The following is a 20,135-nucleotide window of genomic DNA, read 5'->3' as shown; positions in this document are numbered from 1 at the left end:
GCTGTGGCTGGGGCTGCAAGAGCCCTAGTCGCCGGGATGATTGCCGCCATGCCGTGGCGCGGCGGTCGCCATCTGAACAACGGCCGAAATGAGGGCCCGCCTGATCTCGATGAGCTTTGGCGCGACTTCAACCGCAAGCTGTCTGGCATGTTCGGCGGCAGCAAAGGCGGGGGCGGCCAAGGCGGTGGACAGGGCAATGGCGGCGGCAACTTCCAACCCGACATGAAGAGCGCCGGTATCGGCGCCGGCCTGATCGGTGCGGTGGTCGTGCTGGGCTGGCTGGGTAGCGGCTTCTACATCGTGCAGGAAGGTCAGCAGGCGGTCGTTACCTCCTTCGGCAAGTTCAGCAAGACGGTCGATGCCGGCTTCAACTGGCGCCTGCCTTACCCCTTTCAGGCCAATGAGATCGTCTCGGTGACTCAGCTGCGCTCGGTCGAGGTGGGCCGCAACGCGGTGGCTCAGGCCACCGGTCTGCGCGACTCGTCGATGCTGACCCTGGACGAGAACATCGTCGACATCCGCTTCACCGTGCAGTACCGGCTTAAGGACTCGCGCGAGTACCTGTTTGAGAACCGGGGTCCCGACGAGGCGGTAGTCCAGGCAGCGGAATCGGCTGTTCGAGAAATCGTCGGCAAGAGCAAGATGGACTCGGTGCTCTACGAGCAGCGCGATGCCATCGCAGCCGACTTGGCCAAGTCAGTGCAGAACCAGATGGACAGGCTGAAGGCTGGCATTCTGGTGGTCAATGTCAACGTCCAGAACGTGCAGGCTCCCGAGCAGGTGCAGGCCGCGTTTGACGATGCCTTCAAGGCTGGCGCCGACCGAGAGCGTCTGAAGAACGAGGGTCAGGCCTATGCCAACGACGTGATCCCCAAGGCCCAAGGTACGGCCGCGCGCCTGCGCGAAGAGTCCGAAGCCTACAAGGCGCGGGTGGTGGCGCAGGCCGAGGGTGATGCGCAGCGTTTCAAGAGCGTGCTGACCGAGTACCAGAAGGCGCCGGCCGTCACGCGCGACCGCCTCTATATCGACACCATGCAGCAGGTCTACTCGAACGTGAGCAAGGTGATGGTGGACAGCCGCAATGGCTCCAACCTGCTGTACCTGCCGCTAGACAAGCTGATCCAGCAGACCAGCAGCGGCACGGTGATGGCAAGTCCGCCTGTGCCTGCCACCAGCGTGCCCGAGAGTGCCCCGGCAAGTGGTGTGACTGATGTGCGTTCGCGCGATGGTTCGCGCAGCCGTGACCGCGACGGCCGTTGAGAAGGATGACGATCAAAATGAACCGTATCGCCCCCATTGTCATCGGCGCCCTGATCGCCTTTATGTTGGCCAGCTCGACACTCTTCATCGTCGATCAGCGACAGTTCGCCGTGATCTACGCCTTGGGTGAAATCAAGGAAGTGGTCACCGAGCCAGGTCTGAAATTCAAGATGCCGCCGCCGTTCCAGAACGTCGTGTTCCTGGATCGACGCATCCAGACCCTGGACAGCCCTGAGTCGCGCGCCATCTTCACGGCCGAGAAGAAGAGTCTGGTGATCGACTGGTTGGTCAAATGGCGCGTCTCCGAGCCGCGCCAGTTCATCCGCAACAGCGGCACCGATATGCGCAACGTCGAGAATCGATTGAGCCCCATCGTGCAGGCCGCCTTCAATGAAGAGGTCACCAAGCGCACCGTGCTGGCTGTGCTGGCGACCGAACGTGAGAAGGTCATGACCGATGTGCTCAAGCGCCTGGAAGACGAGGCCAAGCAGTTCGGCATCGAGGTGGTGGATGTGCGCATCAAGCGTGTCGACTTCGCTGCCAACATCACCGATTCGGTCTACCGCCGCATGGAGTCCGAGCGCAAGCGCGTGGCTAACGAACTGCGCTCGACCGGTGGCGCCGAAGGCGAGAAGATCCGCGCTGACGCTGATCGCCAGCGCGAGGTCATCGTTGCCGAGGCCTATCGCGAAGCCCAGAAGATCAAGGGCGAGGGGGATGCCAAGGCCTCGGCGCTCTACGCTGAGGCCTTCGGACGCGACCCGCAATTCGCACAGTTCTATCGCTCGCTGGAAGCCTATCGCGCCAGCTTCCGCAACAAGTCGGACGTGATGGTGGTCGACCCGAACAGTGACTTCTTCAAGGCCATGCGCGGTGGCGGTCCTGCTGCACCCGCCAAGAGCAAGTAGTTTCGCGCGATCTGGCTGTGACTGAGAAGCTGCTTGCCGCACTCGCTTTGATGCTGGTGATTGAGGGCTTGATGCCCTTTCTCAGTCCGTCCGCTTGGCGTGAAGTCTTCGCGAAGCTGCTGACATTGACCGACGGACAGATTCGGTTTGTTGGTTTGGCTAGCTTGGTGCTGGGTTCAATCGGCCTTTGGCTGCTTTGGGCCTGATCGTGCGATGACTGGGTGCTGACAGGCACCAGCCACGGGCAGCGTTTGGCGCGAAGCCGCCACGGCGGTCACGGAATCCTGGCGCGTGACCGGTACAATGCCGTTTTTAACCGCGTCCTTACGTCCATGACCTCTGCTTGGCTCCTGCCCGAGCACATCGCTGACGTGTTGCCGTCCCAGGCTCGTCGCATAGAAGAGTTGCGTCGCGACTTGCTGGACATGGCTCGCAGCTACGGTTGCGAGCTCGTCATGCCCCCGTTGCTGGAACACCTGGAGTCTTTGCTCTCTGGTACCGGCCGCGAACTCGACCTCAAGACCTTCAAGCTCGTCGATCAGCTGTCTGGCCGCAGTCTCGGCCTGCGTGCCGACACGACGCCTCAGGTGGCGCGCATTGATGCGCATCTGCTCAACCGGGCTGGTGTGACACGCCTTTGCTACTGCGGACCTGTTGTCCATACTCGTCCGTCCGGCATGCATTCGACGCGTGAACCGCTGCAGTTCGGTGTCGAGATCTATGGCCATGCCGGGCTGGAGGCTGATCTCGAAGTGCAGGAGCTGGCACTCGACGCGCTGAAGCGCGCTGGCCTGACAGGCGTCGTGATGGACATGGGCGATGCACGACTCGTGCGCGGGGTGCTCGGTGATCTTCGGTTGCCGGCTGCGCTGCTGGCCGACCTGGTCGCAGCTCTCGCCGCCAAGGACGCGGCCCAGTTGGAACTGCTGGCTGCGAATCTGCCCGCTGCTGTGCAGCAAGGCTTGCAAGCCTTGCTGACGCTGTATGGTGGTGAAGAGGTGCTTGCGCTTGCACGCGAGCGCCTGCCGAAGAATGCGGTGATCAGCGCGGCGCTTGACGACCTTCAGTGGCTCTTCAATCATCTTCGACAGACTCAGGCCGAGGCTCGCCTGGGCTTTGATCTGGCGGACTTGAGTGGTTATGCGTATTACAGCGGTGTGCGCTTCGCGCTCTACGCCGAGGGTTCCAGCGATGCGGTTCTGCGGGGTGGGCGCTACGACGAGGTCGGCGCGGTGTTCGGTCGCCGCCGTCCCGCTGTTGGCTTCAGCCTCGATCTGAAGGCTTTGGTGGCCTTGACGCCTGAGACGCAGCTCAGGGCGGCCATCCGTGCGCCTTGGGGCGAAGAGGCCAGCTTGCGTGCGGCAGTGCGCCGCCTGCGCGAGCTTGGCGAAACCGTGGTTTGCGTGCTCCCTGGGCACGAGCACGAAGGCGATGAATTCGACTGCGACCGCGAACTGGCGCGTGTCGGCGATCAGTGGGTGGTGCGCGCGCTCTGAAGAGCGCCAGTACGACCTGTCCCTAGTTTTTTCGGGTTATCAATCATGCACAGCAGTGAAATTGCGCGTGGACGCAACGTGGTGGTCGTCGGCACCCAGTGGGGTGATGAGGGCAAGGGCAAGGTGGTGGACTGGCTGACGCCGCACGCGCAAGGTGTGGTGCGGTTTCAGGGCGGGCACAACGCCGGCCATACCTTGGTCATCAAGGGAGTCAAGACTGCGCTGCAGCTGATCCCGTCGGGCATCATGCGTGACGGCGTGGCCTGCTACATCGGCAATGGTGTGGTGCTCGATCCGACGCACCTGCTTAGCGAGATTGAGCGGCTTGAGAAGGCGGGTGTGGAAGTGCGCTCGCGCTTGTACATCAGCGAATCCTGCCCTTTGATCTTGCCCTTCCATGTTGAAGTCGACAAGGCGCGTGAAGCGCTGCGCGAAAGCAGTGGCAGCGGCAAGATCGGGACCACCGGCAAGGGTATCGGGCCTGCCTATGAAGACAAGGTCGCGCGCCGCGCGCTGCGTGTTCAGGATCTGAAGCATCCCGAGCGTTTCGCAAAGAAGCTTCGGGACCTGCTCGACCTGCACAACTTTGCATTGGTCGGCTACCTGAAGTCGAGTGCGCTTGAGTTTCAGCCAATCTACGACCAGGCCATGAAGATGGCTGAGGTGCTCAAGCCCATGATGGCCGATGTGGGCTACATGCTGCACAAGGCCCATCTGGCTGGTCAGAACATCCTCTTCGAAGGCGCGCAGGGAACGCTGCTCGACATCGACCACGGCACGTACCCCTACGTGACGTCCAGCAACTGCGTGGCCGGCAATGCGGCCGCTGGCGCGGGCGTTGGCCCTCAAATGCTGCACTACATGCTGGGCATCACCAAGGCCTACACGACGCGTGTTGGCAGTGGCCCGTTCCCCACCGAACTGGAGTGGGAGAAGGAAGGGACGGTCGGTTATCACCTGTCCACCGTGGGTCAGGAGAAGGGCACCGTGACCGGACGCGCTCGCCGCTGCGGCTGGCTGGATGCTGCGGCACTGAAGCGTTCCATCATCATCAACGGCATCACCGGCTTGTGCATGACCAAGCTGGACGTGTTGGATGGCTTGGCCGAAGTGAAGATGTGCATCGGCTATGAACTCAACGGCCAGACCGTCGATATCCTTCCGCTGGATGCGGATGAAATCGAGGCCTGCAAACCGGTGTTCGAGACCTTCGCGGGCTGGACCGAGACGACCGCCGGTATTACCGAGTGGGCCGAACTGCCGCTGAACGCGCGCCGTTACCTTGAGCGTGTCCAGCAAATCACGGGCGCTCCGATCGCAATGGTTTCGACCGGGCCGGATCGCGACCACACCATCCTCTTGCAACACCCCTACAAGGCCTGAGTTCATCGGGACGGATCTGGAGATTGAAACTATGTTGACCGACGACGGCAAGCATCTGTACGTATCCTGGGACGAGTACCACCTGCTGATCGAGCGCCTGGCGCTGAAGATCCATGCTTCAGGCTGGGAGTTCGACCAGATTCTTTGCCTCGCGCGCGGCGGCATGCGGCCTGGCGATGTGCTGTCGCGTGTGTTCGACAAGCCGTTGGGCATCATGTCGACCAGTTCCTATCGCGCTGAAGCCGGAACGATCCAGGGGCGGCTTGATATCGCCAAGTACATCACCATGCCCAAGGGCGAGTTGGCTGGGCGCGTGCTCCTGGTTGATGATCTGGCGGACTCCGGTGTCACCTTGAAGGCGGTGGTCGAGCGTCTGCGGGGCATGCCTGCGATTGCGGAACTGCGCTCTGCAGTCATCTGGGCCAAGGGTGTGTCCAGCTACACGCCGGACTACTACGTCGAGATGCTGGAAACCAGCCCTTGGATCCATCAGCCGTTTGAGGAATACGACAATCTGCGCCCTGACGCGCTGGCCAAGAAGTTCGCGGTCTGAGCATGCCGGTCCGAGCGCAAGTCCTGACCCTCGCGCGTTGGCTTGCGTTATCGTTGCGCTGCATGCAACAAGCGCGATAGAACGCGCAAAATGAAAAAGGCCAGCATGCAAATGCTGGCCTTTATCGAATATGGTGCCCAGGAGAGGACTCGAACCTCCACGGAGTTACCCGCTAGTACCTGAAACTAGTGCGTCTACCAATTCCGCCACCTGGGCAAGGTGTCCAATGCTGAAATTTCAGTGAAAGTTCAGTCTTGGCCGTTCAGGAAGTCAAGGATTCTATCATCAAAAATATCAAGACCGCAAGCGTGACCCAGGGAGCTTTGCTCAGTGAGGTCGAAGGCCAGGTGCAGGGCCATCGGGATGGGCACGGCTTCCTGGTGCCTGACGACGGGCAGTCGGACATCTATCTTGCTTCACAGGAAATGCACCCGGTGATGCACGGTGATCGGCTGCGCGTGCGCATCGTGCGTTATGACAAGCGTGGCCGGCCCGAAGGCCGGGTGCTGGAAATCCTCGATCGCAAGAAGCGCCCGATCATCGGTCGGCTGTTGCTGGAGTCCGGCATCTGGCTGGTCGCCCCGGAGGACAAACGCATGGGGCAGGACATCCTGATCCCTAAGAACGGCATCGCCAATGCCACAGCAGGGCAGGTGGTCGCGGTCGAACTCACTGAACCTCCATCCCTCTACTCACAGCCAGTCGGACGCGTCGTCGAGGTGTTGGGCGAGATTGACGATCCAGGGATGGAGATCGAGATTGCCGTGCGCAAGTACGACGTCCCTCATCGCTTCAGTGCCGAGACTCAGGCCCAGGCGGCGAAGCTGCCTGAGCGCCTGCGGGCAGTCGACTTGAAGCAGCGCATAGATCTGCGCGATGTGCCGCTGGTCACCATCGACGGTGAGGACGCCAGGGACTTCGATGACGCGGTCTATTGCGAACCGCACAAGCAAGGGCGTGGCAAGAGTGCGTTCAGTGGCTGGCGCTTGCTGGTGGCGATTGCTGATGTCAGTCACTACGTCAAGCCGGGCGAGCCGCTGGATCTTGATGCCTACGAGCGCGCCACGTCTGTGTATTTTCCGCGTCGCGTGATCCCGATGCTGCCGGAGAAGCTTTCAAACGGGCTGTGTTCACTCAATCCGAACGAAGATCGCTTGTCCATGGTGTGTGACATGCTCATCGACGCTGACGGAGAGACGCGGGCTTACCAGTTCTATCCGGCTGTGATCTGCTCCCATGCTCGTCTGACCTACAACGAGGTGGCCGCAGTCCTTGCCAATACGCATGGGCCTGAGGCCTCCAAGCGGCGCGACCTGGTACCTCACCTGCTTCATCTGCATGAGGTCTACCGGGTGCTGCTGGACCATCGCAAGAAGCGCGGGGCTGTCGATTTCGAAACGACGGAAACGCAGATCGTCTGCGACGACAACGGTCGGATTGAGAAGATCGTGCCGCGCACTCGCAACGAGGCGCACCGCCTCATCGAAGAGGCGATGCTGGCTGCTAACGTCTGTGCGGCCGATTTCATCGAAGGGGGCAAGCACCATGCCTTGTTCCGCGTCCACGAAGGCCCTACCCCCGAGAAACGCACGGCCCTGCAAGCCTACTTGCGTGCCTTGGGCTTGGGGCTGGGCTTGAGTGATGATCCCAAGCCGGGTGAATACCAGGCCATTGCGGCGGCAACCAAAGAGCGCCCCGACGCGACGCAGATCCACAGCATGCTGCTGCGCTCCATGCAACAGGCAATCTATACCTCGGCCAACGCCGGTCACTTTGGACTCGCCTACCCGGCTTATACGCACTTCACGAGCCCGATCCGCCGCTATCCCGATCTGCTCGTACATCGCGTCATCAAGGCCATGCTTGGCGGCAAGCGCTATCACTTGGATGCGACCAAGATGCAGGTGCCGATGCCGGCCAAGCGTCCAGGGCGTTCTAAGCCGATCAACCCTGCCGAGGCCAGCACTGAACTTGAGCGCTGGGAGGTTGCGGGTGCGCATTGCAGCGCCAATGAGCGTCGTGCTGATGAGGCTTCTCGCGACGTCGAGGCATGGCTCAAGTGCCGCTACATGCGCGAGCATCTGGGTGAGGAGTTCAGCGGAACAGTTAGCGCCGTCACCAGCTTCGGATTGTTTGTGCAGCTTGATGCACTCTATGTCGAAGGGCTGATCCACATCACCGAGTTGGGCGGCGAGTATTACCGCTTTGATGAGGTGCGCCAAGAGCTGCGGGGCGAGCGCACGGGCATTCGGTACGCAACGGGGGCGCGTGTCCGCGTGCAGGTGAGTCGTGTGGATCTGGACGGGCGCAAGATCGACTTCCGGTTGATTCGCGACGGACTTGACGCGTCGGAGGCGCGGGGAACCCCTCGTGTGCATCGCGACAAGACCGGCCAGGCGGTGGATTCGGACTCGGCTGTTGCAGCGCTGGACCGCGTGCGGCGCCAGGATCGCGAAGCGAAAGCGGGCCGCAAGCGCGCAGATGGCAGCAAGCCCGCTGCTGCAAGCGCTGCCGACCACCCGATCAAGGCGGCGCGCACGGCTGCGCGCAAGCCAGGCGGAAAGGCAGCGAGCAAGTCAGCGGTGCAGACGGTTGCGAAGGCGGCGGAGTCGCGCAGTCGGAAGCGGCGCTGAGCCGGTGCGGGATCGGTCGTGGCGACCGCGCTGGTTGAAGTGCGCCAGCCGCACGCCTTATCGTGACGCGTGGCCGTGCAGCGCGTGCATGGCTTCGATGAGATCGCCGGCCCTGAGTGGACCGGCTTTCTGCTGATCGCCTGCCAGGCCATGCCAATGGGCTACGGCGCAGGCCAGGTCGTGCAACGGCGCGCCGGCGTGGCTGGCCCAGATGCCGCCCAGCCATCCGGCTAGCACATCACCTGTGCCTGCAGTCGCCAGCGCCGGCCCGCCGCTGCTGTTGATGGCAGGACAGGATCCCGGGCTGGCGATCACCGAGCCGGCTCCCTTGAGCAGCACGGAGCAGGCATAGCGTTGGCTCAGTGCATCCGCTGCAGCCAGGCGATTCGCCTGAATGCTTGCGACCGAGCTGTCTAGCAGCCGCGCGGCTTCCAGGGGGTGCGGCGTCAACACGGTCTGCAGGCCGCGCGAACGGCGTGCGCGCAAAATTTCAGCGAGCGTTTCGTTCCTGGCCAGGGCGTTGAGTCCGTCAGCGTCCAGTACCAGGCGCACTGCATGTTCGAGCAGCAGTGGCAATACGGCACCAATCTCCGATCCGCCGCCGCAGCCTGCCACCACGCAGTGCGTGTGCCAGCTCGGGTCGTCCTTGAGTTGTGCGATTGGCCGCTGCATCAACTCAGCACGTGCCGGGTCTGGCATGGTTGTGGGGTCCAGCAGGCTTGCATAGACGCGGCCAGCACCTGCCGCCAGGGCGCTGCTGGCTGCCAGACGGGCCGCACCCTGCATGCCAGGTGCGCCGCCGATCACCAGCACATCGCCTTTGCTGCCCTTGTGGGTACTCGGCAATGGCGGGCCTTGGGCGACGAGCATGCTGTCCTGCCCAAGCAGCCAGGCGTCCGGCGGCTCCGTCGGCGTGCAACCGAGGTCATCGAACCACAGATCACCACAGCAGTCCCGGCCATGCGCGGTGAAGAGCCCGCGCTTCAGTGTCAGCAGAGACAGGCAGTGACTCGCGTACACGACGGTGTCGCCCAGCTTTCGGCCGGTGTCGCTGTCCAATCCTGTTGGCAGGTCGACTGCCAGCACAGGCGCAGGCTGGTTGTTGAGGTAGCGCACCCAGTCGGCCATCTGGCCTTCTGGAGCACGAGTGCTGCCCAGGCCCAGCAATGCGTCAATGAGCAGGTCGGGCTGGATCGCAGGCAGGCTCTGGGTGATCGCAACGCCGGCGGCGCGGGCCTGCTCCAAGGCCCAGGCAGCGTCCGCCGGCGGCGTGCCTTCGCTGCGGACCAAAGCGGCCTCGACCTGCCAGCCTGCCTGGTGCAGCAAGGTGGCGGCCACCAGTCCATCGCCGCCGTTGTTGCCAGGGCCGCAGGCTACCCAAACGCGTCGCTCATGCGGAGCCAGGGCGCTCGCCAACTTGGCCAGCGCCATCCCGGCGCGCGCCATCAGCGCATGGGGAGCCAGGTGGGCCTGGCTGCTGACCTCAATCCTGCGGCTGCTCGCTGTGCTGTGCAGGGCTTGGCGATGCTGGACGGGCAGGAGGCGATGCATGGCAGCAGGTTAGCGCAAGCGGGAAGGCGCCAATGCTTGCAGTACTTCGGGCTGCAAGGCCGTCGGCCGCCCGCCGAGTTGGTCGGCCAGCAGTCTGGCCGAGCCGCATGCCAGCGCCCAGCCCTGATTGCCGTGACCGAAGTTAAGCCACAGCCCCTGCCGGCCGCTTGGCCCCAGCAGCGGGAGGCCGTCCGCCAGTTGAGCGCGGGCGCCGATCCAGCGTTGAACGGCGCCGCCCTGTGTGGCTCCGGGAAACCAGTCGTGCAGCACGCGATGCAAGGTTTCCTCTATGCGCGGGCTGATCGCGTCGGCCTTGCCCAGCGCAGCGCCGCCGCAAAGCCGCACCCGCTGGCCGATCCGGCTGATGGTGACACCGAAACGCGCATCCAGCACCGATGCACGTGGCCCGAAGTCCGGATGGGCCTCGATCTGGCGCAATGGTGCAGTGATGGAGATGCCATGCAGGCTTGCAAGCGGCGGCTTGATGCCGAGTGGCTCAAGCAGCGGGACAGAGGCAGCGGCGGCGCAGACCACAATGGCGTCGAAACGCTCCTGCATGGGATCTTTGGGTAGGGTCTGTGTATCGGGCTCATTGCTGCTGCCACTGCCGGCCGGGTCGCGCAGGGCAGCCGAGCCGGCATCTGGCGGTGTGTAGGCGTGCAGCAGTTGGGGCTTGTCACCGACATCGATGCGCATGACCTGTGTGTGAAACCGGAAGCGTGCACCCAGGCGCTGCGCCTCCTGCCGAAGCAGCAGTGCGAACTGGCGACAGTTGCCGACTTCACCCTCGCCGAGCAGCACGCCGCCATGCAGCGCGGTGTCCGGGTTGAGGCCTGGCTCTGCACGCAGGCATCGGGCCGGGTCCAGCAGCTGATGGGCCACGCCCAGTTGCTCCAGCAGCAGCAGGGACGGCTTGAGAGCCGTCAGCTCCTTGGCGCTGCGAAGCAGCAGCAGGTGGCCCTGGGCGTGCTCGTAGTCGAGGCCGAGTTGGTGACGCAGGCCTTGCAGCTGACTCAGGCTGTGTGTGGCCAGAGCCAGCAGGCTGCGCGCGCGCAGCGAATCCGGGTCGGATGAGACGGTGCGCCAAGCGCGCAGTGACCAGCCTAGCCGCGCCAGCAGTGGGCCGCTGACCGAGGGGGGGGCTGCATGACCGAAACGGTGGACAAGGCCTGCGCCAACGGGCCTTGCATGTGGCCATGCGACGCATGCGCCTGGCGCGATGAGGCCCCCATTGGCAAAGCTGCCTTCGGCAGCCACGCTGCCGCTGCGTTCGAACACGGCCACTTCATGACCGTCTGCGGCCAGCTCATAGGCTGTGGTCACGCCGACGATGCCGGCGCCGATGACTGCGATCCGCATCTCAGTGTTCCCCGCGTCGGGTGATGGGGGCTAGCACCCGTTCGACCTGCAAGGCCAGGGCGAGCAGCAGCTCATCCTTCATCGCGCTGCATGACAGCATCAAGCCGACTGGCAGTTCGTCAGGTGACTGGCAGGGCAGGCTGATCGAGCAGCCGTCGAGCAGGTTGATGACCGAGGTGTTGCGCAGCATCAGCGCGTTGCTGGCAAAAAAAGCGTCGTCGCTGTCCAGTAAGGGGGCGATCTCCGGGGGCACCGTAGGAACGGTGGGGCAGAGCAAGGCGTCGTAGCCCTGCATCGCATGCTCCATGCGTGCAATCCAGGCCTTGCGAGCGGCTTGCAGATCGATGTAGTCGGCTGCGCTGATGCTTGCGCCTCGACGGATTCGAAGCGCCACGCGAGGGTCATATAGGGTTTCCCGGTCCTTCAGTGCTGTGCGATGCCAGGCCCAGCTCTCAGCGGCGGCGAATCCGCCTTGTGCCTGCAAGCCGGCCATGTTCTCGATCGGCAGATCGATCGCCTCGATGCAGGCGCCAGCGTCCCTGAGCGCTGCGACGCTGCGTTCAAAGGCGCGAGCGACGACCGGATCCATGCCCTCGGTCAGTTGCGCGGGAACGCCCAGGCGCGTCGACGTGAGGGGTCGTGGCGCAAGTGAGACTTCCTGATCGCTGAGTACCTCATGCAGCAGCACTGCATCGCGCGCCGAGCGCGTGATGGCGCACACCGTGTCCAGGCTAGGTGACAGCGGGATGCAGCCCGCCGAGGGCGTGAGTCGGGCTGTGTTCTTAAAGCCCACCAGTCCGTTCAGTGCGGCCGGAATGCGAATCGAGCCTCCTGTGTCCGAACCCAGTGCGGCCCATGCCGCACCAATGGCCACGCTGACAGCGCCGCCCGATGTGGAGCCACCGGGAATGCGCGTACTGCCGTCGATGGCCAGGCACGCGGGGTTGACTGGGGTGCCGTGGTGGGGGTTAAGGCCGAGTCCCGAGAAGGCGAACTCGCTCATGTTCGTGTGGCCGATCAAGGCGGCGCCGGCGCGGCGCAGGCGCGCGACCGCGGTCGCATCCTCGCGCGCTGCTGCGGCATCGTGGCGTGAGGCGGATGCCGCGCTAGTGGGCTGACCAGCGACGTCGAACAAGTCCTTGACGCTGATTGCCAGGCCTGCCAGCCGCTGCTGCGGTGCGCCGGCGTGCAGCAGGGCATCTGTAGCGCTTGCAGTCGCCTCTGCCTGAGAGAAGAAGTCTCGGACGAAGACACGGCGTGCTGCCTCACTGCGTGCCGCAGCAAGGCTGAGTTCCATCAATGCGCTGGCGGTGGTGCTGCCGTTTCGGAGCTGGGCAAGGGCACTGCACAGGTCATGGTGCATGGGTGTTGTATACTCTTTGGGTTTTGCCGGGTGCTCCGGACATTGTTGTCCCGGACGTTCCTTGCAGAACTAATCGCAAACCGGCTTCTGAAAGGTGTCGCGCTGTGGTCTTTCTTGCATTCAAGACCCTCGCGATTCAGGCCGGATTTTAGAACCAACCTTCGGAGTTACTACATGTCCGTCACGATGCGCGAAATGCTGGAAGCAGGTGTCCACTTTGGTCACCAGACCCGCTTCTGGAACCCCAAGATGGCCCCCTTCATCTACGGCCATCGCAACAAGATTCACATCATCAACCTCGAAAAGACGCTGCCGAAGTTCGAGGAAGCGATGAAGTTCGTGCGTCAGCTGGCTGCCAAGCGCGGCACGATCCTGATGATCGGCACCAAGCGCCAAGCACGTGAAGTGATCGCCCTGGAAGCTCAGCGCGCCGGCATGCCTTACGTCGACTCGCGTTGGCTGGGCGGCATGATGACCAACTTCAAGACGGTCAAGGGTTCGCTGAAGAACCTGAAGGACATGCAGGCTCAGGTCGACGCTGGTACCCAGCCCGCCATCAAGAAGGAAGCCCTGCTGTTCCAGCGCGATATCGCCAAGCTGGAAAAGAACATCGGCGGCATCCAGGACATGACCGCGCTGCCGGACGCCATTTTCGTGATCGACGTTGGCTACCACAAGATTGCTGTTGCGGAAGCCAAGAAGCTGGGCATTCCGGTGATCGGCGTGGTTGACACCAACCACTCGCCTGAAGGCATCGACTACATCATCCCCGGCAACGACGACTCGGCCAAGGCTGTGGCTCTGTACGCCAAGGCTGTTGCTGACGCTGTTCTGGAAGGTCGTGCCAACGCCACCAATGAGCTGGTGCAGGCTGTGGCTGCTGATGGCGACGAGTTCGTCGAGGTCAACGAAGGCGCTTGATCCTCAGGCACCCGGAACGAAGGGGCTGATTCAGCCCCTTTTTTTCAAAGCTGATACGAAATTGACTGGAGCTGGCTGCGACCGGCTCCGCTGCAAACCGGAGATTCAAATGGCTGCAATTACCGCAAGCATGGTGGCTGAGCTGCGCGCCCGCACCGATGCCCCGATGATGGAGTGCAAGAAGGCTCTGACTGAGGCCGAAGGCGACATGAGCCGTGCCGAAGAGATCCTGCGCGTCAAGCTGGGCAACAAGGCTGGCAAGGCCGCCTCGCGCGTGACGGCTGAAGGCGTGGTCGCTGCTGCCGTCGTGGGCACGACTGGCGCGCTGATCGAAGTCAACTGCGAAACCGACTTCGTGTCCAAGAACGATGCCTTCCTGGCCTTCGTGAATGCACTGGCCGGCCTGGTCGCCGAGCAGAACCCGGCTTCCGTCGAGGCGCTGTCGGCGCTGCCGCTGTCGCAAGAAGGCTTCGGCCCGACCGTGGAAGACGTGCGCAAGGGCCTGATCGGCAAGATCGGCGAGAACATGACGATCCGCCGCTTCAAGCGCTACGCGTCGGGTGCCAAGCTGGCGTCCTATCTGCACGGCACCCGCATCGGCGTGATGGTCGAGTTCGACGGTGACGACGTGGCGGCCAAGGACGTTGCGATGCACGTGGCAGCCATGAAGCCGGCCGCGCTGTCTAGCGCCGAAGTGCCGGCCGATCTGGTTGCCAAGGAGCGCAAGATCGCAGAAGAGAAGGCTGCCGAGTCTGGCAAACCGGCCGACATCATCGCCAAGATGGTCGAAGGTTCGGTGCAGAAGTACCTCAAGGAGGTCTCGCTGCTGGATCAGGTCTTCGTCAAGGCTGCCGATGGCAAGCAGACGGTGGCTGCGATGCTGAAGGACAAGGCCACGACGGTGAAGAGCTTCACCCTGTACGTGGTCGGCGAAGGCATTGAGAAGAAGGTCGACGACTTCGCAGCCGAAGTGGCTGCCCAGGTCGCGGCTGCCAAGGGCCAGTAAGCCCGAGGCGCTTCAGCCAATCGACAAGGGCGCCACTGGCGCCCTTTACACTTGTGCTCGCGGTGGCTTGCCCACGAGGCCGGCAGATCGCGGAGCCCACCCCAATTTGCATGACGAGGTCACAATGCCCGCGCACAAACGCATCCTGCTGAAACTTTCTGGTGAAGCCCTGATGGGCGACGACGCCTATGGCATCAATCGCGCCACCATTGTGCGCATGGTGCAGGAGATCCAGGAGGTGACGCAGCTGGGTGTGGAGGTGGCTGTCGTGATCGGCGGCGGCAACATCTTCCGCGGCGTGGCTGGTGGCTCGGTGGGCATGGACCGCGCAACGGCAGACTACATGGGCATGCTGGCCACGGTGATGAATTCGCTGGCGCTGGCCGACACGATGCGCCAGGAGGGCATGACGGCACGAGTGATGTCCGCCATCGCCATCGAACAAGTGGTTGAGCCCTATGTTCGCCCCAAGGCGCTGCAGTACCTGGAAGAGGGCAAGGTCGTGATTTTCGCTGCCGGCACCGGCAACCCCTTCTTTACCACCGACACGGCGGCCGCCTTGCGCGGCGCCGAGATCGGTGCCGAGATCGTGCTGAAGGCCACCAAGGTGGACGGCGTCTACACGGCTGATCCCAAGAAGGATCCGACCGCGACCCGCTATGCGCGCATCAGCTTCGACGAGGCCATCACCAAGAACCTTCAGGTGCTGGATGCCACGGCCTTCGCGCTGTGCCGCGACCAGAAGCTGCCGATCAAGGTGTTCAGCATTTTCAAGCCCGGCGCGCTCAAGCGAGTCGTTATGGGTGAGGACGAGGGAACCCTGGTCCACGTCTGAGCGTGGTCCGGCGTTAGACAGAAGACGGAATCAGACGAGCAATCAAGGCAATCAACATGAGCATTGCAGATATCAAGAAGACGGCCGAAGCAAAGATGGCCAAGTCAGTCGAGGCCTTCAAGACCGAATTGCAGAAGATCCGCACCGGCCGTGCTCACCCGGGCATCCTGGATCAGGTCCAGGTTGACTACTACGGCTCGCTGGTGCCAATCTCGCAGGTGGCCAACGTCAGCCTGCTGGATGCCCGCACCATCAGTGTCCAGCCCTGGGAGAAGGGCATGGGTGCAAAGATTGAACGGGCGATCCGTGAGTCGGACCTGGGCTTGAATCCCTCGGCGCAAGGCGACCTGATCCGCGTGCCGATGCCGCCGCTGACCGAAGAACGTCGCCGGGATCTGACCAAGGTCGTGCGCAATGCCGGTGAGGATGCCAAGGTGGCGGTGCGCAATCTGCGTCGCGATGCCAATGAGCAGGCAAAGAAGCTGCTTAAGGAAAAGGAAATCGGTGAGGACGACGAGCGTCGCAGCCTTGACGAAGTCCAGAAGCTGACGGACCGCGTCATTGCCGAGATTGACAAACTGATCTCCGGCAAAGAAGCCGAGATCATGGCGGTTTGAGCGGAAGCGCTGCCGTGACTAAGACCGCGGCCCCGATGCCGCGCCACGTGGCCATCGTGATGGATGGCAATGGCCGCTGGGCCAAAAAGCGCTTTCTGCCGCGCTTCTTTGGTCACAAGCAGGGGGTCGATGCACTGGTCAAGGTCGTGCAGGCGTGCATTGATCGTGAGATCGAGTACCTGACCGTGTTCGCGTTCTCCAGTGAGAACTGGAAGCGTCCCAGCGATGAGGTCTCGGGCCTGATGGGCTTGGTGCTGGCCGCGGTGTCTCGCTATCTGGCGCGCATGGGCGCAATGGGCGTGCGCATCCGAATCGTCGGCGACCGCGACGCGGTTTCCGACAAACTGCGCAATGCCTGGAACGAGGCCGAGGCCGCCACCCGTCACAACACCAAGCTGACGCTTAACGTCGCCTTCAATTACGGCGGTCGCTGGGACATCGTGCAGGCCTGCAAGGCGGCCATCCAGGCGGGCGTTGCGCCAGGCGATCTGACCGAAGCCAAGCTCAGCGAATTCATGGCCATGAGCTATGCGCCCGATCCTGATCTGTTTATTCGCACCGGCGGCGAAGTGCGCATCAGCAACTTCCTGCTCTGGCAGGCGGCGTACACCGAGTTCGTGTTTTCCGACTGTCTGTGGCCCGAGTTCGGCGAAGCGCAGCTCGATGCGGCGATCCAGGCTTTCCGGGAAAGGGACCGCCGCTTCGGCGGCGTCAAGGATGTTGCGCCGGCCCTTGCCGATGCGTAGAGCGGTGCACGCATGCTGAAACAGCGCATCATCACCGCCCTAGTGCTGCTGGCTGTTCTGCTGCCGGCGATGTTCGCCGCCTCGCCCTGGCCTTTTGCGCTGTTGACGCTGGCCATGATCGGTGCGGCGGGCTGGGAATGGTCCCGGCTCAATGCTGCGCCAGGCGGAGCAGCGCTGGCCTATGGCGTTGGCATTGCCGCTGCCTGTGGTGCCACGCTGTGGGCCCTGGGGATGACAGCGCCGCCGGCCTGGTGCTGGTGGCTGGCCACCTCGGTATGGGTGCTGGGCGGTGCCTATGCGCTGCGCGGCGGTCCGACGGCCTGGCCCCATGCGCCGCGGCTGGTGCGATTGCTGCTCGGTGGCATCGCACTGTGGGTGGCCTGGCTCGCGTTGGCGCAGGCCAAGGCTCTGGGCATCAACTTCCTGCTCTCGGTCTTCTGCCTGGTGTGGATTGCCGATGTCGCCGCCTACTTCGGCGGACGCACCCTTGGTCGGCGCAAGCTGGCGCCGGCGATCAGTCCCGGCAAGAGCTGGGAGGGCGTGTGGAGTGGCATGGCCGGTGTCTTGCTGCTCGCCCTGATCTGGTCGCAGTTCATCGATGTGCGCTTCGCGGTCGATACGCCCAGCCTTTACACGCGATTGCTCAGCCAGGGTTTGTGGATCGATCTGCTGGCGCTGGTTGTTCTGGCGGCGATGAGTGTGGTCGGTGACTTGTTCGAGTCGCTGGTCAAGCGTGCCGCTGGCGCCAAGGACAGCAGCACGCTGCTGCCTGGCCATGGCGGCGTGCTCGATCGTATCGACGCCTTGCTCCCTGTATTCCCCCTGGCCATGGCCATGGTCTCCCTGATTGCGCCGCCATGAGAGCTCATCTTCCGTTCCCAGCTGCGCGCCAGAAGGTCTGTGTGCTGGGCTCCACCGGTTCCATCGGCTGCAATACCCTGGACGTGCTGGCGCGCCATCCCGATCGCTACGAAGTCTTCGCGCTCAGCGCGATGAGTCGGGTCGACGATCTGCTGCAGCAATGTGCCGCGTACGTGCCGCGTTATGCGGTGTTGCCTGACTCCAGCCTTGCTGCGCAGCTGCGTGCCGGACTGCGCGAGCGCGGCCTGACTACCGAAGTGCTGGACGGCGCACACAGCCTGGCGACCATCGCGGCGCATCCGGATGTCGATGTGGTTATGGCGGCGATTGTTGGCGCGGCCGGGCTCGAACCCTGCCTGGCCGCGGCACGTGCGGGCAAAAAGCTGCTGCTGGCCAACAAGGAGGCGTTGGTGGTCGGTGGTGCGCTGTTCATGCGGGCGGTGGACGAGGGCGGTGCCACGCTGCTGCCGATCGACAGCGAGCATTCGGCGATCTTCCAGTGCCTGCCCGAGGATCGGACGACCTGGCACCAGCGCGTCGACCATATCGTGTTGACCGCCTCTGGCGGCCCGTTCCGCCAGCGCGATCCGGCCACACTGCGCGAGGTCACCCCCGAGCAGGCCTGTGCGCATCCGAACTGGGTGATGGGGCGCAAGATCTCGGTCGACTCGGCCACCATGATGAACAAGGCGCTGGAGGTGATCGAGGCGCGCTGGCTGTTCGGTCTGGAGCCAGCGCAGATCAAGGTGGTGATCCATCCGCAGAGCATCATCCACTCGATGGTCGTGTGCCGCGACAACTCGGTGCTGGCCCAATTGGGCACGCCGGACATGCGGGTGCCGATCGCCTATGGACTTTCCTTCCCGGAGCGGATCGAGAGCGGGGCCCAAACCTTGGACTTCCTGGCCAAGCCGACATTGACCTTTGAGGAGGCCGACGAGCGCCGCTTCCCCGGTCTGCATCTGTCCTGGCAGGCGCTGCGCGCGGCCGAAGGGTCGACCGCGGTACTCAATGCGGCCAACGAAGAGGCCGTGGCCGCGTTCCTGGCGGGCAGCTTGCGCTTCGACCAAATCTCGCAGCTGAATCGCGAGTGCATGCAAACGCTGCAGCCTGAAGCCGGCGAGTGCGACAGCGTCGAGGGCCTGCTGGCGCTGGATGCCCGGGCGCGCCGCCATGCGCAGACGCTGATGCAGCGCCTGCGCGCTTGAGCCGGAGCACGCCATGTCCTTGCTGACCACGGTGCTGGCTTTTGTTCTGGCAATCGGCGTGCTGATCGTCGTCCATGAATGGGGCCACTACCGTGTGGCGCGGGCCTGTGGTGTCAAGGTCTTGCGCTTTTCGGTCGGTTTCGGACGGGTGATCTGGCGTCGCCAGCGACATCCCGATGCCACGGAATTCACTCTCTGCGCCTTGCCCCTGGGCGGGTATGTGCGCATGCTGGACGAGCGCGAGGGCGCAGTGCCGCCAGAGTTGCGCGCGCAAGCCTTCAACAATCGACCTCTGCGTCAACGCGCTGCGATTGTCGCTGCGGGCCCGTTGGCCAACTTCGTACTGGCGATCCTGCTGTTTGCGGCGGTGAACTGGATCGGTGTGGATGAGCCCAAGGCAGTGCTGGGCACGCCTGTGCCCGGCAGTCTGGCCGATCAGGCGGGCCTGCGTGCGGGGGACTGGGTGCAGGCCAGTTCGGCCGACGGCCAACACTGGACCGAGCTTCAGTCGCTGCCGCAGTTGCGCTGGCAGCTGACCCAGGCCGTCAGTGAAGGGCGCAAGCTTCACTTGAGCGTCAGCGATGCTGCGGGGCATGCGCGGCGCGAACTGCTGCTCGATACGGATCGATTGGGCGGTCGGGATCTCGATGCTGCGCTGCTGCGCAAGCTCGGTCTCGGATCGGCCTTCAGCGAACCGCTGCTGGGGGCGATCACGGCAGGTGGCCCTGCGGCCAGCGCCGGATTGCTGCCCGGTGATCGTGTGCTGAGTGTTGACGGGCGGGCGGTTGCGGATGCGGGTGCGCTGCGCGAGCGCATCAGGGCTTCCGGGCGAGAAGGCGATGCGGCGCAACCGATGCAGTGGCAGGTGGAGCGCTCGGGTCAGGTGCTGACGCTCGTTGTGCGCCCTCGCCAGGTCGTCGATGGCAGTCAGCGCTTCGGGCGCATCGAAGCCATCGTGGGTGCGCCACCGGCGTTGGTGACGGTCAGCCACGGCCCTTTCGAATCGATGGCCCTGGGCGCGCAGCGCACTTGGGAAGTCTCGACTATGACCCTCAAGGTGTTTGGTCGGATGTTGATCGGCGAGGCTTCGCTGAAGAACCTCAGCGGCCCGATCACGATTGCCGATTACGCGGGTCAATCGGCACGACTGGGCTTGGTCGCCTATCTGAGCTTCATGGCCTTGGTCAGTGTCAGCATTGGCGTGCTGAACCTGCTGCCGTTGCCGATGCTCGATGGTGGACACCTGATGTATTATCTTTTCGAGGGTCTGACCGGCCGCCCCGTCTCGGAATGGTGGCTCAGACATTTGCAGCGCGCTGGTGCGCTGATTTTGTTTTTGCTGATGGCTTTGGCCCTTTCCAACGACCTGGCTCGCCAACTGGGTCTGCACTGACTCTCTATTCCGCATGTCCTCTAGTCATCGCAAGTCCGCGCC

Annotated in this window: 18 protein-coding genes and 1 tRNA gene; 15 read left to right on the top strand and 4 right to left on the bottom strand. The window is 63.6% G+C overall.

Features of this window, described 5'->3' with window-relative positions:
* Window positions 1-36 precede the first annotated feature (36 nt).
* The 6 genes from hflK (at window position 37) to ACIQ67_RS04080 (ending at window position 5,600) form a co-directional block, all read left to right on the top strand.
* Window positions 37-1,260: an FtsH protease activity modulator HflK gene (hflK, locus tag ACIQ67_RS04105; protein WP_397533109.1), complete on the top strand. Its 1,224-nt coding sequence runs from the start codon at window positions 37-39 to the stop codon at window positions 1,258-1,260.
* Between the two features lie 17 nt (window positions 1,261-1,277).
* Window positions 1,278-2,168 carry a protease modulator HflC gene (hflC, locus tag ACIQ67_RS04100; protein WP_397533079.1) on the top strand — a complete coding sequence of 297 codons (891 nt, stop codon included), beginning with the start codon at window positions 1,278-1,280 and terminating at the stop codon, window positions 2,166-2,168.
* A 17-nt stretch (window positions 2,169-2,185) separates the two neighbouring features.
* Window positions 2,186-2,374 carry a DUF2065 domain-containing protein gene (locus ACIQ67_RS04095; RefSeq protein WP_397533078.1) on the top strand — a complete coding sequence of 63 codons (189 nt, stop codon included), beginning with the start codon at window positions 2,186-2,188 and terminating at the stop codon, window positions 2,372-2,374.
* A 126-nt stretch (window positions 2,375-2,500) separates the two neighbouring features.
* Window positions 2,501-3,664: an ATP phosphoribosyltransferase regulatory subunit gene (locus ACIQ67_RS04090; RefSeq protein WP_397533077.1), complete on the top strand. Its 1,164-nt coding sequence runs from the start codon at window positions 2,501-2,503 to the stop codon at window positions 3,662-3,664.
* 45 nt (window positions 3,665-3,709) lie between these two features.
* Window positions 3,710-5,047 (top strand): adenylosuccinate synthase, encoded by a 1,338-nt coding sequence (locus ACIQ67_RS04085; RefSeq protein WP_397533076.1) that lies wholly within the window; start codon window positions 3,710-3,712, stop codon window positions 5,045-5,047.
* 31 nt (window positions 5,048-5,078) lie between these two features.
* Window positions 5,079-5,600 carry a phosphoribosyltransferase gene (locus ACIQ67_RS04080; protein WP_397533075.1) on the top strand — a complete coding sequence of 174 codons (522 nt, stop codon included), beginning with the start codon at window positions 5,079-5,081 and terminating at the stop codon, window positions 5,598-5,600.
* A gap of 131 nt (window positions 5,601-5,731) precedes the next feature.
* Here the strand turns inward: ACIQ67_RS04080 and ACIQ67_RS04075 are convergent.
* Window positions 5,732-5,816 (bottom strand) — tRNA-Leu (locus ACIQ67_RS04075).
* 92 nt (window positions 5,817-5,908) lie between these two features.
* Here ACIQ67_RS04075 and rnr point away from each other — a divergent pair.
* Window positions 5,909-8,233: a ribonuclease R gene (gene rnr, locus ACIQ67_RS04070; protein WP_397533108.1), complete on the top strand. Its 2,325-nt coding sequence runs from the start codon at window positions 5,909-5,911 to the stop codon at window positions 8,231-8,233.
* A gap of 57 nt (window positions 8,234-8,290) precedes the next feature.
* Here the strand turns inward: rnr and ACIQ67_RS04065 are convergent, their stop codons facing one another.
* From ACIQ67_RS04065 to ACIQ67_RS04055, 3 genes are read right to left on the bottom strand one after another with little or no spacing between them, the layout of a single operon-like run.
* Window positions 8,291-9,784 (bottom strand): NAD(P)H-hydrate dehydratase, encoded by a 1,494-nt coding sequence (locus tag ACIQ67_RS04065; protein WP_397533074.1) that lies wholly within the window; start codon window positions 9,782-9,784, stop codon window positions 8,291-8,293.
* A gap of 9 nt (window positions 9,785-9,793) precedes the next feature.
* Window positions 9,794-11,143, bottom strand: a complete 1,350-nt coding sequence (locus tag ACIQ67_RS04060) for an FAD-dependent oxidoreductase (RefSeq protein WP_397533073.1) — start codon at window positions 11,141-11,143, stop codon at window positions 9,794-9,796.
* A 1-nt stretch (window position 11,144) separates the two neighbouring features.
* A complete protein-coding gene (locus ACIQ67_RS04055; RefSeq protein WP_397533072.1) occupies window positions 11,145-12,506 on the bottom strand; it encodes an amidase in 1,362 nt (453 codons plus the stop codon).
* Window positions 12,507-12,680: 174 nt separating this feature from the next.
* Here ACIQ67_RS04055 and rpsB point away from each other — a divergent pair, with 174 nt between their 5' ends.
* The 8 genes from rpsB to rseP all read left to right on the top strand — a co-directional run bounded on the left by rpsB (window position 12,681) and on the right by rseP (window position 20,093).
* Window positions 12,681-13,427 (top strand): 30S ribosomal protein S2, encoded by a 747-nt coding sequence (rpsB, locus tag ACIQ67_RS04050; RefSeq protein ID WP_397533071.1) that lies wholly within the window; start codon window positions 12,681-12,683, stop codon window positions 13,425-13,427.
* A gap of 109 nt (window positions 13,428-13,536) precedes the next feature.
* Window positions 13,537-14,433, top strand: coding sequence for a translation elongation factor Ts (gene tsf, locus ACIQ67_RS04045; RefSeq protein WP_397533070.1), 897 nt, complete (start codon window positions 13,537-13,539; stop codon window positions 14,431-14,433).
* A gap of 124 nt (window positions 14,434-14,557) precedes the next feature.
* The gene (gene pyrH / locus ACIQ67_RS04040; protein WP_397533069.1) at window positions 14,558-15,268 is read left to right on the top strand and encodes a UMP kinase; all 711 of its coding nucleotides are present in this window, start codon (window positions 14,558-14,560) and stop codon (window positions 15,266-15,268) included.
* A gap of 56 nt (window positions 15,269-15,324) precedes the next feature.
* Entirely contained in the window at window positions 15,325-15,885 is a 561-nt protein-coding gene (frr, locus tag ACIQ67_RS04035; RefSeq protein ID WP_397533068.1) for a ribosome recycling factor, read from the top strand.
* 35 nt (window positions 15,886-15,920) lie between these two features.
* Complete coding sequence (gene uppS / locus ACIQ67_RS04030; protein ID WP_397533107.1) at window positions 15,921-16,631, top strand: polyprenyl diphosphate synthase; 711 nt, start codon at window positions 15,921-15,923, stop codon at window positions 16,629-16,631.
* Window positions 16,632-16,643: 12 nt separating this feature from the next.
* Complete coding sequence (locus tag ACIQ67_RS04025; protein WP_397533067.1) at window positions 16,644-17,492, top strand: phosphatidate cytidylyltransferase; 849 nt, start codon at window positions 16,644-16,646, stop codon at window positions 17,490-17,492.
* On the top strand, window positions 17,489-18,700 hold the full coding sequence (ispC, locus tag ACIQ67_RS04020; RefSeq protein WP_397533066.1) for a 1-deoxy-D-xylulose-5-phosphate reductoisomerase: 1,212 nt from the start codon (window positions 17,489-17,491) through the stop codon (window positions 18,698-18,700). The genes ACIQ67_RS04025 and ispC overlap by 4 nt, the downstream gene beginning before the upstream one ends.
* Before the next feature lie 19 nt (window positions 18,701-18,719).
* Window positions 18,720-20,093, top strand: a complete 1,374-nt coding sequence (gene rseP / locus ACIQ67_RS04015; RefSeq protein ID WP_397533106.1) for an RIP metalloprotease RseP — start codon at window positions 18,720-18,722, stop codon at window positions 20,091-20,093.
* Window positions 20,094-20,135 lie beyond the last annotated feature (42 nt).

Source organism: Roseateles sp., from assembly GCF_044373315.1.
GTDB lineage: Bacteria > Pseudomonadota > Gammaproteobacteria > Burkholderiales > Burkholderiaceae_C > JACDQM01.
Note: the sequence above shows the minus strand (reverse complement) of the source record. Positions and strands in the feature narration are given on the sequence as shown.